The sequence below is a fragment of the Mycobacterium sp. genome (assembly GCF_052144515.1).
GTDB lineage: Bacteria > Actinomycetota > Actinomycetes > Mycobacteriales > Mycobacteriaceae > Mycobacterium.
Genome location: NZ_JBKQQD010000096.1, coordinates 1 through 12,948, shown reverse-complemented (window position 1 = coordinate 12,948; position 12,948 = coordinate 1). Strand labels below are relative to the sequence as shown.

General features: G+C 64.4%; 11 protein-coding genes and 1 pseudogene. 4 read left to right on the top strand and 8 right to left on the bottom strand.

Annotated features, from left to right (window positions below; all coding sequences use genetic code 11):
- The 8 genes from ACLP9N_RS05460 to ACLP9N_RS05425 form a co-directional block, all read right to left on the bottom strand.
- A partial coding sequence (locus tag ACLP9N_RS05460; RefSeq protein ID WP_442406428.1) for an alpha-amylase family glycosyl hydrolase occupies positions 1-703 on the bottom strand: 703 nt, incomplete at its 3' end.
- Positions 704-732: 29 nt separating this feature from the next.
- On the bottom strand, positions 733-1,200 hold the full coding sequence (locus ACLP9N_RS05455) for a hypothetical protein (protein ID WP_442406429.1): 468 nt from the start codon (positions 1,198-1,200) through the stop codon (positions 733-735).
- Positions 1,201-1,575: 375 nt separating this feature from the next.
- Positions 1,576-1,908 (bottom strand): hypothetical protein, encoded by a 333-nt coding sequence (locus ACLP9N_RS05450; protein WP_442406427.1) that lies wholly within the window; start codon positions 1,906-1,908, stop codon positions 1,576-1,578.
- 211 nt (positions 1,909-2,119) lie between these two features.
- The gene (locus tag ACLP9N_RS05445) at positions 2,120-2,437 is read right to left on the bottom strand and encodes a hypothetical protein (protein ID WP_442406426.1); all 318 of its coding nucleotides are present in this window, start codon (positions 2,435-2,437) and stop codon (positions 2,120-2,122) included.
- A 195-nt stretch (positions 2,438-2,632) separates the two neighbouring features.
- Positions 2,633-3,454, bottom strand: coding sequence for an IclR family transcriptional regulator (locus ACLP9N_RS05440; RefSeq protein ID WP_442406425.1), 822 nt, complete (start codon positions 3,452-3,454; stop codon positions 2,633-2,635).
- A gap of 597 nt (positions 3,455-4,051) precedes the next feature.
- A complete protein-coding gene (locus ACLP9N_RS05435) occupies positions 4,052-4,900 on the bottom strand; it encodes an AAA family ATPase (protein WP_442406424.1) in 849 nt (282 codons plus the stop codon).
- 48 nt (positions 4,901-4,948) lie between these two features.
- Positions 4,949-5,557: a hypothetical protein gene (locus tag ACLP9N_RS05430; protein ID WP_442406423.1), complete on the bottom strand. Its 609-nt coding sequence runs from the start codon at positions 5,555-5,557 to the stop codon at positions 4,949-4,951.
- A complete protein-coding gene (locus ACLP9N_RS05425; protein WP_442406422.1) occupies positions 5,554-7,218 on the bottom strand; it encodes a hypothetical protein in 1,665 nt (554 codons plus the stop codon). Before ACLP9N_RS05425 ends, ACLP9N_RS05430 begins: the two co-directional genes overlap by 4 nt.
- A gap of 365 nt (positions 7,219-7,583) precedes the next feature.
- Here ACLP9N_RS05425 and ACLP9N_RS05420 point away from each other — a divergent pair, with 365 nt between their 5' ends.
- The 4 genes and pseudogenes from ACLP9N_RS05420 (at position 7,584) to ACLP9N_RS05405 (ending at position 12,685) form a co-directional block, all read left to right on the top strand.
- The gene (locus ACLP9N_RS05420; protein ID WP_442406421.1) at positions 7,584-7,721 is read left to right on the top strand and encodes a hypothetical protein; all 138 of its coding nucleotides are present in this window, start codon (positions 7,584-7,586) and stop codon (positions 7,719-7,721) included.
- 1,159 nt (positions 7,722-8,880) lie between these two features.
- A pseudogene (locus ACLP9N_RS05415) lies at positions 8,881-9,276 on the top strand (DUF4158 domain-containing protein); the annotation flags it as partial.
- A gap of 238 nt (positions 9,277-9,514) precedes the next feature.
- Entirely contained in the window at positions 9,515-11,821 is a 2,307-nt protein-coding gene (locus tag ACLP9N_RS05410) for a Tn3 family transposase (RefSeq protein WP_442406420.1), read from the top strand.
- Between the two features lie 153 nt (positions 11,822-11,974).
- Positions 11,975-12,685 (top strand): hypothetical protein, encoded by a 711-nt coding sequence (locus ACLP9N_RS05405; protein ID WP_442406419.1) that lies wholly within the window; start codon positions 11,975-11,977, stop codon positions 12,683-12,685.
- Positions 12,686-12,948: the final 263 nt, after the last annotated feature.

Genomic DNA, 12,948 nt, shown 5'->3' with positions numbered 1-12,948 from the left:
GGTCGGGTGCGGCGAACACGTCGTGCGAACCCGCCAGCCGGGTGGCCAAATCACCGATGCCGGCCCGGGCGCGCCAAAAGTCGCGCACGTTGGCGCGGTAGTGGTCGTTCCACTGCGCCCAGGGTGGGGGGAACTGGCCCAGCACGTAGCCGCCGTTGGCGTCCCACGGTTCGGCGATCAGCTTGACCTGCGAGACCACCGGGTCCTCATAGACCAGGTCCAAGAACGCCGCGAACTTCTCCAGGTTGCCCTCCTGGCGGGCCAGCACGGCGGCCAGATCGAACCGGAAGCCGTCCACGTGCATTTCGCTCACCCAGTAGCGCAGGCTGGACACGATCAACCGCAGCACTTCCGGTTCGCCGGCATCCAGCGTGTTGCCGGTGCCGCTGTAGTCGTAGTAGTTGCTGGGGTCGGCCGGGTTCAGCCAGTAATAGCTGGGGTTGTCCAGCCCACGGAACGCCACACTGGGGCCGTCGGGATTGCCTTCCGCCGTGTGGTTGTAGACCACGTCGAGGATCACCTCGATGCCGGCGCGGTGCAGCGCCTTGACCATCGATTTGAACTCGGTCACCTGCTGGCCGCGGGTGCCGGACGAACTATATGCGCCGTGCGGGACAAAAAAGCCGATGCTCATGTAGCCCCAGTAGTCGGTCAGACCCGCCGGCACCGGCGTGGCGGCGGGCAGGAACTGGTGCACCGGCATCAACTCGACGGCGGTGATCCCCAGCGAGGTCAGGTGCGTAATGATCGGGTGCTGGCCAGCCCGGCGTAGGTGCCCTTCAGCGCGTCGGGCACCCGCGGGTGCTGTTTGGTCAACCCCCGCACATGGGTTTCGTAGATGACCGAGTCGCCCAGCGCGATGCCCGGCGGTGTGTCGCCGCCCCAGTCGAAGCTCGGATCGACCACCACCGAGCGGGGGGTGTGCGGCGCCGAGTCACGCGGGTCGGGTCTGGTGCGGTCCGTGGGCAGGTGCGCACACGCCGACGAGTCACCGTCATAGCCGCCGTCGATGGCCTTCGACCACGGGTCCAGCAGCAGCTTGGCCTCATTGGCCCACAACCCCGCACCCGGATTCCACGGCCCGTCGACCCGGTAGCCGTAGTGCTGCCCGGCACCGACCCCCGGCACGTAGCCGTGCCACACGTCGCCGGTGCGCGCCGTCAGCGGCAGCACGGTCTCGGAGCCGTCATCGGCGAACAGGCCAAGCTCACGGCACCCTCACTCGCCGACGAGGAGTACACCGCGAAATTCGTGCCCCCCGCGTCAGGCGTCGAACCCATCGGCGTCGGCTGGCCCGTTCGCACCTCCATCGGCGCGGGGCCACCGACGGTCGTAACCGACTGCGTCATGGTGAGCACTTCCCTAAGCTAAAGCTCCAAATTCACAAGCACCGTGGCGTTCTGTGGCTTATCGAGGCTTTATCGACGAATGGCGAGCGACAAGGAATGCCAGTCCCATTGCACGCCAACAGTTTTTGGATGGCAAGAATCCGGTCCGCTGAGCGGACCGACCCGTCAACGACTCCCTGTCAGTGTCGCTCACGATCTGTGGGCGCGCCCCCGGCCGTGCCGTATTTCACGTGCCGGCTGAGGTAACGATGACGGTGTTACTCCACAGCAGGCCCCCGTCACCACCAGGGTCGGGGCGGTGGTCGGTGACGGTGATGTGCCCGGTTTCGGTGACCGCGGTCTCCGGCAACGGTGCGCTCAGGGCGCCGTCGGCGTCGCTGATATAGGTCAGGTAGTCCACGACGTCGTCGCCGCTGTGCGCGATGCGGACAGTGACCGGGCGATTAGGCAGGAATCCGGTGCCCGTGATGAAGACCTGGCCGTCGTAGGCGCTAATGATCGGACCGGCCGGTCGGACCGGCCGCGCGGGTGACTGATTACCGGGCACCTCGGTAGGCATGCGACTCTGATCGCCTCCTGGTCATGCCGGTCGCGGCCAACATATTCCGCGAATCGCGACGATCAACTATCCCCAGTACGCTCTCCCATTTGATACCCACACCTGCGGCGGCGCCAAACACCGGGTCCGGTGAGCGGACCGAACCAGGACTGTGGTGCAAGGCGCCGATTTCCCCCCAAGGAGCCTTAGCGGCGCGATTGTCGTAGGCCGGTTAGGCGTCAGCCACCATGAGGGTGTAGGTGTTGCTCCACAGCCGGCCGCACGCACCCTCGGGATCGGGGCGGTGGTCGGTTGCGGCGATGTACAGCTTGCCCGTGGCGCCGTTGGGCAGCTCGCAATGGAGGGAACCGTCGCCGTCCGTCACAGAGGTCAGGTAGTCACTGATGTCCTCTCCGGCGGCGGTGATCCGGATGGCGACGCGGTGGTCGGGCAGAAATCCGGAGCCGGTGACGAGATGCCCCTGGGCGCTGATAGTAGGAGTAGCAGACGAGTGAGATACCGACGGGTTATCCGATACAGGGGTGGGCACGGGCCGCTCCTATCGACTTATCGGGCCCGCACTGTGGTCGATGCTGCGGGGCGGTCGTCGATCAGCGGCCCGGGACAGAATTACTCAATCCGATACCACATGCACGGCGATGCGCAAGTGTCGACAGCAAACCCATGGCAAACCCATGGTCTGGCTAGGCGAACCGCAGGCGTGGCGCTCAGGAACACCAACGCGTTACTTCGGCTTTAGTTGAAGGGCGGCGCCGATGCGGTGCGCGGCGTACGACACCAGGGCGGGTAGGCCGGCGGGTAGATCGTTTGCGTGCACCGTGACGGTGACTGCGCCAGCGCAGGTCCCATGCGGCCACCACACGGGCGCCGATACGCAACACATGCCGGCAACCGCGTCCTGATGGTCGATCACTGTCGCGCGCGGATCGCGCAGGGACTCGCGAAGGTGGCGCCATTCGCATTGGGTCCAGCAGTCAGGAAGCGTGATGTCACCGGCGGGTTGGGTCGCGTAGAGGACGCGTCCGGTGGCGGTGCGGGCGATCGATTCGGGGTCGGCGGGGTCGGGCACGTAGGCGTGGCCGTGGGGCACAGCGGCACAGATATATCGGAGTCGATGTTCGTGCAGGATCCGCAGCGACGCCATGGCGTGCGATTGCACGGCAAGGGCATGGACCGGCGCCTGCGCCAAGCGCCGCAGCAGCGGGTCCGGCTGCCAGCGCTGCCCGATGCGCAACATCCGCGGCCCGACATAGTAGCGGTGCTCGACGCACTGCACCGCGCCGAGCGTGACGAGTTGTTCGGCGAGCCAGTGCACGGACGTTTTAGCTAGCCCGCTCGCGCGGGCCAGCGCGGTCAGTCCGAGACCCTGATCGGCGTGAGCAAGAGCGTCCAGGACAGCGAATGCACCGTCAAGGACTCCCCGCCCCGCCGCGGCTGGCGGTATCAGGGCTTCCAACTGCTCTGATTTGGCGCCGGTATCGGTGACCGGGGTGGGCAGGACGGAGCCGACGACAGGTGATAACGGCGGAGACGTCGGCACGTTCATGTGGGCCTCATTGCATATAACCCCGGTACGGTGCAACTTCGCGTTTCGTGGTTGGCTCGGCCTTAAACATCAGCCAGCCGGTCAAGCCGGTCAAGAGTAGTCGACTACTTGCTTGTGCGGCCCACAAGACACCGGGCCCGATGACAACTACTTCCGGTCGCAACGAGTACGCAAAAGATCGTTGTCATGGGCGTGCCTCCAGGCTTGCCGCTAAACCTGCAGTTGCAACTTTGCAAAGGTATTTGCAAAGCTACATCGCTTCCGATACGAACTCCAGCAAAACGATCGAAAGCGCAAAGCCGCCGTGTCGCCCGTGCCGTGTGACAGGTTTACGACAATGGGGCACCGCTGAGAGCCAAGCGCAGTGTGACGGCACAAAAGCTGGCAACGCGCGTTGTCCACGAGGGCCGACATGTCCGGACCGCTGACACAGCATCACGCTTACGAAAGAATTAGCTGTTAACCCTGCCTTCGTTCGGAGGCAATCCGACCAAACCAGCAAACATCTTACCTGCTACTTCTCTTGTCGGGCTGACAGGGTTTGAACCTGCGACCACTTGACCCAGTCAAGGTTTTGGAGGCCGTTGGTAAGCCGATTTACGTTCCCGCGGCCGGACGTGATTCGGCGAGCGCGCGCCGTATGTCCTCGACGCTGACGTTGAGAACGGATGGGTCTGTGCGGACGAGTTGTTCGAGGTCCTGGGGGCTGGGCGCAAGTCGGTGGATTCTGCGGGCCCGCTCCCGCCGGCAGGCGACGGTCACTTTGCGTGCGTAGCGGCCGTTGCCGGCGACGTCGAGCATCGTGCCGCTTTCGTACGGGATCGAGCGCAGCTGGGTTGCTTCGTCGCGCAGCAGGTGCCATGCCGCGTCGTCGACGACTAGGCGCTCCTTGCCGGCGAGGTGGCGCCCAATGGCGACGACTTCATCGGGGGTGTAGCTGGCGAAGGTGAGGGTGAAGTGGAATCGCCCGGCCAGTCCGGGGTTGGCTTTGAGGAAGTCCCGCATTTCGGCGGGATAGCCGGCAACGATCACTACGAGTTCGTCGCGGTAGTCCTCCATGTACTTCAGCAGTGTGTTGATCGCGTCGACGCCGAAAGAGTGGCCTTCGGTTTTCGGGACCAGCCGGTAGGCCTCGTCGATGAACAGCACCCTGCCGCGTGCTTCCTCGCACACGTCTTTCATCCTCGCGGCGGTCTGCGATACATAGCCCACAACGATGTCTTCTTCGGTGACCTCTTTGACGTCGGGGCGCTCGATCTTGCCCAACCCGAATAGCACGTCGCCGACCACACGGGCGAATGTTGTTTTGGCCGTCCCTGGTGGGCCGAGGAAGACCATGTGGTTCTCGTTGCTGGAGGTGGTGACGGCGTCGCCGTGCTCGGCGAGAAGCTGGTCGATTTGAATCTCGGTGCGCCACACCGCGATTTGTTCTTTGGCGTCCTCCAAGCCGATCGGAGTACCAGACCCCGTGTGTGGTCGGCGATTCCGCGTCACTTACGACGCTTTGTCAAATTGCACGGTATCTGCGGCGGTTTCTAGCAGCGCGATGCCATGGCGCAGCCGGACCGCGCCTGGCAGGTCGAACTTGCGCTGCTTCTTGGCCGCCTCGATGCCCGCGACCGTAAGCGATCCAGCCACTGTGCAGTTCCCGGATTTGATCGCCGTCAGCCGGGCCTGCTTCACGACGGCGAGCACTCCGGCCATGGTGAAGGTGATTTGCAGTGTCATCTCGATGGTGCTAATCGACTTGCCGTCGACGTACAACTCGACGACGGGATGGTGCGTCGAGTCGATCTTGTGTGTCGCCATCGCCACGACCTCCTCGGTCTTCGGGGCATCGCGGGTGCGCTTGGCGGCTTGTCTGAGCGCCTCATACTTCTTCCAGCCGGCCGCCGCGAGGTCGACGAGGTTCAGTGAGAGCAGGCCGTCCATCGCGTTGGCCACTTCGCGCTCGACGGCGGCGAGTCCGGGCACGCCGGGGGTGAGCGCCCTGACCGTGCCGTGTTCGCGCAGCGACTCGGTCAGCGCGTCGATCGGTGCGCCAGGTACGTCGCCGAAGAGGAGGTCTCGTAGGGTCGCGGTCTCATTCAGCGGTGTGGTCATCCATCCACCTCTCTGACGGTTAGAGTGCTAAGGCCGGAATGGGCTTCCAATCGGAGGGCGTGCGTCGCCTCGCCGCGCTCAGGCGTTTCGCGCAGGGTGACGACCGGGGAGCCGTCGAGACGTGGTACGGCCTGGACGTGCGGGGGCGTTTCGGGCCGTTTGTGCCTGCGGCGGCGGGCGTATTCCACAGCGGAGAGAATGGCGCCGGCGACGATCAGCACGATCAGCAACCACGGAATCTTCGGTGGCGGAGGGGGCGGCGGCGGAGGTGGTGGCGCCGGACTGGCCAGGACGGTGAAGTCGGCGGCCAACACGACCCCGTCCGAGCAGGTGGCGCGCAGCGTGAGGCGCCGCGCGTCGGTCTTGGCCGGCACAGACACCCAGGCCTCGAAATGGCCTGACGGGTCCAGGGATGCGCCGGGCAGCAGTGTGCCGTCGTCCCAGGACAGATTCACCGGCCCAGAGTGGTTCGCGCAGGCGAATCCATCGCCGGTGGCCCGCAACTGGTCTCCGGGGTGCCCGCTGGTGGGCTCGAGCGTCAGCGCCGCAGGCCCGGTGGTGACCGAGGTCGTCACGCTCGTTACCGTGAAGCGCTGACTGTCGGCGATGTCGGGATGGTGTTCGCAGGACGCCACCACCATGTGCCCGCCGGTGGACGCAGGCGATGGAATCGTGAGTGGCACCGCACTGAACATGCCGGACGAAGCGTCCGCCAGCCGTATGTCACCGTCCCAGAGCAGCTGGACGTTGCCGTCCCCGCACGCGAACCCGGTGCCAGAAGCCGTCAGGTGTGAGCCACCCAATCCGTGACCGGTGTCCAGAGTCAGGGTGGGTTTCGGGGCCGGGACGACCGTGAATGTGGCGGGGGCTGAAGTGTTTCCGCATGTGGCGGTCACTTTGTGATCGCCGGCCGAGGCGTCTTTCGGTACCGCGAAGTTGACCACGAGGCTGTCGCTGCCGACGGGGGACGTCGGCAGTGGCTGGCCGTCCCACTGGAACGACATCGCACGGCACGCCCCGAATCCCGTCGGTGTGGCCGTGGCTTGCTTTCCTGGGCCGCCCTGGGCGGGCGTCAGTGCAAGAGCGGGGTTTTCGGGTGCGGTGACCGTGAACGTCGCGAGCAGGCGCGCGTTCCCGCAGGGTACGGTCACCCGGTGTTCACCGGCCGAAGCGCCAGCCGGCACCGGGAACTCCAGCTTCACATCTTTATCGCCGTTTACGGTGCTGGGGTTGGAGGGTGTCAGCGGTGTGCCGTCCCACTGCAGCGATATCGCCGGTACCCACGCTGCCCGTATATTGTTGCCGTCGCTGCATGCCCAGAAGTCCGTAATCGTGGCCGTGATGTGTGTTTCCGGATCGCCCTTCTCCGGCGCAAGCGTGAGGGTGGGCCGTGTCTCGGGCACGACGACAGCGAACGTGCTCTGGGCGTGCTCGTGGCCGCACGATGCGACCACGTCGTGCGTACGGGCATCGGCGCCGGCCGGCACTTGTAGGGTGGCGACCACCGGACCGTCCGTCTCGACGTCCACGGACTTGAGTTCAACGCCGTCCCACTGGAACGACACGGAGCCGCACAGCCCGAAGCCCGTTGCGGTCGCCTCGAATGACGTTCCGGGACCACCTTGGTTGGGCGTGAGCGCGAGGTGCCCGCCTGTCTCCACAATGCCAGCTGAGGACTTACTGGTGCTCACCGATGGCTTAGGTATGCTCACTGAAGATGGCTTAGGTGTGCTCACCGAAGACGGCTTAGGTGTGCTCACTGAAGACGGCTTAGGTGTGCGCACTGAAGACGGAGGCGAAGACGAGGATGGAGTCGGATCGGCGAGTGCAGGGCCGCCGGTAAGCGTCGCCAATAAGATCGCACATCCCGACGCCAGCGCGCCTGCCGCGCCACGCCAGGAGTTGCGTGGGCCGTGCCCGCGAGGCTTACGCGCAGTTGACGGCGGCGTCACTCGTGCAGTATCGCGCCTTTCACGTGCGGTGTCGTAGGTAGTGCACTACTCGTCTTGGACCACGTACTCACGCGATGGACATCTCGGGATGGGACGTTCTAGTCGTGGTCGGCAAGGCGGCGCTGCTGGCGTTCCTGGTGATCGTGAGCAGCGACGATCTCGGTGGTGCACCGGCTTCGCATCGGGGCCAGTGCTCAACCACCTGCCGTTGACGCGATCCGTCCCAGTCTCTGGCGAACTTGCCGGCCGTGCGGTCGTGACGGCGCAATTTCTCGACGATCAGAAAGTTCGTTCGCAGTTTCGCAATACCACGCGAGACCTCGGCACGCGACCCGCCCTAAGCCGATCACCGGTAGATGCTCGGGATTGACTCCCCGGATCGCAGGCGGGCTGAGGACTCGGGTATTCGTAGGATCAAAGACTTCAATATCCGAGCAGCCAATCACCCGCGACGCCGGTGCGATCTGCCCGGTATTGATGACCAATACGCCATAACGAAGCGTCGGCATGCGCGGAGCTGGCGTCCTATCACAAGCCCCCATGATCGACCGAGTTCAGGCAGGTGAACATGGACGAGCCGTCAATAGCCGTCACACCGGTTGCTTTCGGAGACTCTAACGATGATGTCCACCACCTGCATCTGCTATTGGCAGCGCTTGTGCGTCGAGTCGACCAAGGCGAATGGGAAACCCGTGAGTACGGACGCGACACTGCTGAGGTCGTGGGAGTCCTTCTGCAGCGCATGAATATGGGGGACACGACCGCAACGTTGACAGCGGCACCGCCGCGGACATCAACGATTTCGCCTACAACCAAGGCGTCTTCTTCCGCGTCACCGGCGGTGTGTTCGCCGCAGTCGGATCAGTCACTACTCATCTCGAGGACCCGGCCAGATCCTGGCAAGTCGCACCGTTCGCGATCTGCCGGCAGGCCCGGGCCTCACCTTCGAACACCTTGGCACTCACCGACTCAAGGGCCTGCCCGAGGACATCGACATCTTCTGCGGGGCCAAGCGGCCACAAAATCTCACGCCCGTGTCATCTATGAAAGACACACGACACGATTGGTCAGAATGTGACACTAGTCGTGGGATCCTACGACCAGCCGGGCGGCGCGCAGCTCGTCCAAGTATTTCACGAACTCGTCCCAATCGATGAGCTCAACCATTTCACCGGGAGTACCCCGGGGGATCAGTCGCGCCTCCCGAGTGTTGCGCGGCAACAACTCCGCGGGCTCTAGCGCATTCCCAAAGTGACGGCTCGTGTTCTTGTCGTCCGAGTTGGGGTGCCGGTAAAAAGCGTGTCACCAGGTACATGAAGCTGTCGTAAAACCGGCCGTCGCCGGGTGGTGCGGGTGTAGCTTGCGCACGTGATGAGGGAGCTTGATCAGGATGAGCTGATTGATCGGTGGACGCTGGTCGGTGAGGAATTGGGTTTGGTCGCGACCAAGCGCGGCGCGGCGAAGCTCGGGTTCGCGGTGATGCTGCGCTTCTATAGTGAGCGCGGCCGGTTTCCACGCGGGCGCAGTGAGATCCCGGACAACGTGGTCGAGTACGTGGCCCGGCAGGTCGGGATCGAGCGGACCGAGATCGCGTTCTATGACTTTGCCGGCCGCACGAGCAAGGCGCACCGCGCCCAGATTCGCGAGGCGCTGGGCTTTCGCGAATGCTCGGTGGCCGACGCCGACGTGGTGACGGCGTGGCTGGTCGAGAACGTCATGCAGGTCGAACGGTCCGGGGATCGGGTACGCGAGCATGCGCTGGCCCGGTGCCGGGCGGAGCGAATCGAGCCGCCGACGGCCGGGCGCACGGACCGGATCGTCCGATCGGCGTTGCACCGTGCCGAGGAGCTGCTGTTCGCACGGGTGACCGCCCGGCTGGATCGGCCTGTCACGGATCAACTGCTGGCCCTGGTTGCCGAGGTGGTCGGCGGCGGCCACGACGACGAAGACGGTCCGACGATTCTGGTCAATTCGCGCGGACGCGGGCAACGTCAGCCTGAACACGATGCTGACCGAGATCGCCAAGTTGGAGGCCGTGCGAGTGATCGGCGTGCCGGTCGACGTGTTCGCCGATGTGGCGCCGAAGATCGTGAACGCCTGGCGCGGCCGGGCGGCGGTCGAGTCGCCGAGCCATCTGCGCAGCCACCCGGCCGAGACCACGCTGACGCTGCTGGCGGCCCTGTTGCACTGCCGGTGCCGGGAGATCACCGATACCCTGGTCGAGCTGCTGTGCTCGACGGTGCATCGGATCAATGCCCGCGCTGAGGTGCGGGTTACGAACGAGCTGATCAAGGAGTTCAAGCGGGTCACCGGCAAGGAGAATCTGCTGTTCCGCATCGCCGAGGCCACGGTGGACGCCGGAGACAAACTGGTCCGCGACACGGTGTATCCGGTGGCACCGCAGGCGGTGCTGCGGGATCTGGTGACGGAGTTCAAATCGTCAGGGTCGACGTATCAACGCACGGTGAAGGCGACATTGAAGTCGTCCTACACCAATCATTACCGGGCCGGGCTGATCAAGCTGCTATCGGTGCTGGAGTTCCGCAGCAACAACACCATGCACCGGCCAGTGCTGGACGCGCTTGAGCTGATCGGCACTTATGCCGGCGCGAACCTACGCTATTACCCGCTCGACGAACCGATCCCCGTGCATCGCGGATTGTCCGGCGACTGGGCGGAGCTGGTGTATCAAACCGATCAGCGTGGGCGGCGGCGCGTGGTGCGGATGGTGTATGAGATCTGCACCTTCCAGGCCCTGCGGGATCAGTTGCGGTGCAAGGAGATCTGGGTGGTGGGTGCCGACAAGTGGCGCAACCCGGCGCAGGATCTACCGCTTGACTTCGAGGAACGCCGCATCGAACACTATGGGGCGCTGCGCAAACCTTTGGATCCGACCGAGTTCATCGACGCGTTGCGTGAGGAGATGCGTACCGAACTGGACGTCTTGCACGCCGAGCTGCCCGAGTGCAGCTGGCTAGAGATCGCCGAACGCCGCCAGGGTCCGATCAAGCTGACACCGTTGCCGCCGGTCGCCGAGCCCCGCAACCTGCGCAGGCTGAAAAGCCATATCCAGACCCGTTGGGGTGTGGTGCCGCTGATCGACATCCTCAAGGAGACGGTGCTACGCACCGGCTGCCTGCGCGCGCTGACCTCGGTTGCCGACCGCGGCACCCTGCCGGAGAACGTGCTGGCTGAACGGCTCCTTTTAGCGATTTATGGCAACGGCACCAACACTGGCGTGAGGACCGTGGCCGGCGGTGCGCACGGGCATAGCGAGGACGACATCCGGTATGCGCGGCGCCGCTACCTGAACACCGAGGCGGCACGGCGGATCGCGATCGAGATCGCCAACGCGACCTTCGCCGCCCGCCGCACGACGATCTGGGGTGAGTCTTCGACGGCCATCGCGTCGGATTCGACGCATTTCAGCGCGTTCGATCAAAACATCTTCACTGAGTACCACTCCCGCTACCGCCGCCGCGGTGTGCTCATCTACTGGAGCGTGGAGAAGGGGTCGGTGGTCATCCACTCCCAGCTGCTCAACTGCTCCGCCTCCGAGGTGCACGCGATGGTCGATGGCGCCATCCACCACGGCACCGAAATGGCGGTAGAAGCCAATTATGTTGATACTCATGGCCAATCGGAGATCGGGTTTGGTGTCACGAAATTGCTCGGGTTCGATCTGCTGCCGCGGATCAAGCGCATCAACAAGGTGAAGATGTACCGGCCGGCCGCCGGGGAGCCGGACCTGTGGCCGCAGCTGAAACCGGCGCTGACCCGTCCGATCAATTGGACCAAGATCGCCGAGCAGTACGACCAGATGCTCAAGTACGCCACCGCGATCCGCACTGGCACCGCGTCGACGGAAGCGATCTTGCGGCGGTTCATGAAGGCCAACGCCGCCCATCCGACCTACCAGGCCATGATCGAACTCGGCCGAGCGCAGAAGACGGTGTTTTTGGCCCGCTACCTTCGGTCGCGCGGGCTGCAACGCGAGATCAACGACGGGCTCAACGTGATCGAGTCGTGGAACCGCTGCAACTCGATCATCTTCTACGGCAAGAGTTCAGAGCTAGCGTCCAACCGGCGCGACGAACAGGAGATGAGCGTACTGTGCCTGAGGATCTGCCAGGCTGCGATCGTCTACATCAACGTACTCATGATCCAGGACGTCCTCGCCGACCCGGACTGGGACGGCGTACTCACCGTCGAGGACGAGCGCGGTCTCACGCCATTGTTTTGGTCACACGTACTGCCTTACGGCGAGGTCAAACTGAACATGAGCAGCCGCCTCACCCTCGGCGGTGCGTGACCCCGTACCCGACACTCTACTTCTGAGCGCTATGGGCAGGTCGTCCCAATTGGCAGGTGGCAATCCGGTGGTCCCATCCCCATGGCAGGCATCCCGGCGTGTTGTCGGCCTGCTAGCAGCTGTATGGCCCTCGATTGAGGCACGATTGGGGTTGTGTGCGATGAGGTGTTGCTGCAACAAGTCCGTCAGCTACGGGCGCGGGGCGCCTCGCCCAAAGAGATCGCGCGGGCGTTGCGAGTGCCGCCAGCCAAGGTCGCGCCGCTGGTCCGATTGATCGCCGCGCAGAACACGGAACTGCAACGCAGGCCCGATGTCGTCGAGTGCTGGGTAAACCCGGGATGGCACGAAGATCTCACATTCGAGCCACACCCGGACTGGTCGGTCAATCCCAGCGCCTCAGACGGCACGGGCGGGCTGGCCACGGTGATGGTAGTGCGCCCAGACCAGCGATCCCGAAGCCTCGTGTGCGTGTACCTGGTCGACACGTTCTGTCTTGGCGTCAAAAACGTGATTGGTCCGGAAACGGTATCCAACAACCGCCTACCCAAGCTTCGCTACACAGTGTTCGCTGGCTACGACGAACTCCCTGTGCACGCACCACTGGAGCTGGCGCAACACCTGGTGTTCGGCGCTGTCAAGTTCGCGCGTGAGTTCGGGTTCGAACCCCATCCCGACTTCGCGGCCGCGGCCGACCATCTCGGGGCGTGGTCGGGACGCTGCCCAATTCAGTTTGGGTACAAGGGATCTCCGTTCTACATCCAGGGTCCACACGACGATGTTGAATCCATCGCGCGTACGCTGGCCGGCACCCCGGCGGGACAAGCACTGGGCCTGAAGCTGAACGCGGCGCTGGTGAGGGGTTAGTTCACCAAACGCAACTCCTTTGCCGCATGCCGCGCAGCGCATAGCAGTGCCCGATGGATCGGGTAGCCACGGATAACGGTCTGTTATCTGTGGCATCATGAAACCCGGCCTGCGGCAACGCCCACCAGGCAGTGCGCGGAGGTTGTCCCGAGTTCCGTGGAACTTCGGTGGCGGTCCGGTGAGCATCAGGCTGCGCTCACCTGGTCATTGTGCACGACAGGTTCGGCGGTTTCGCGTTCGAGTGCAGCGCGGACTGTGGGTAG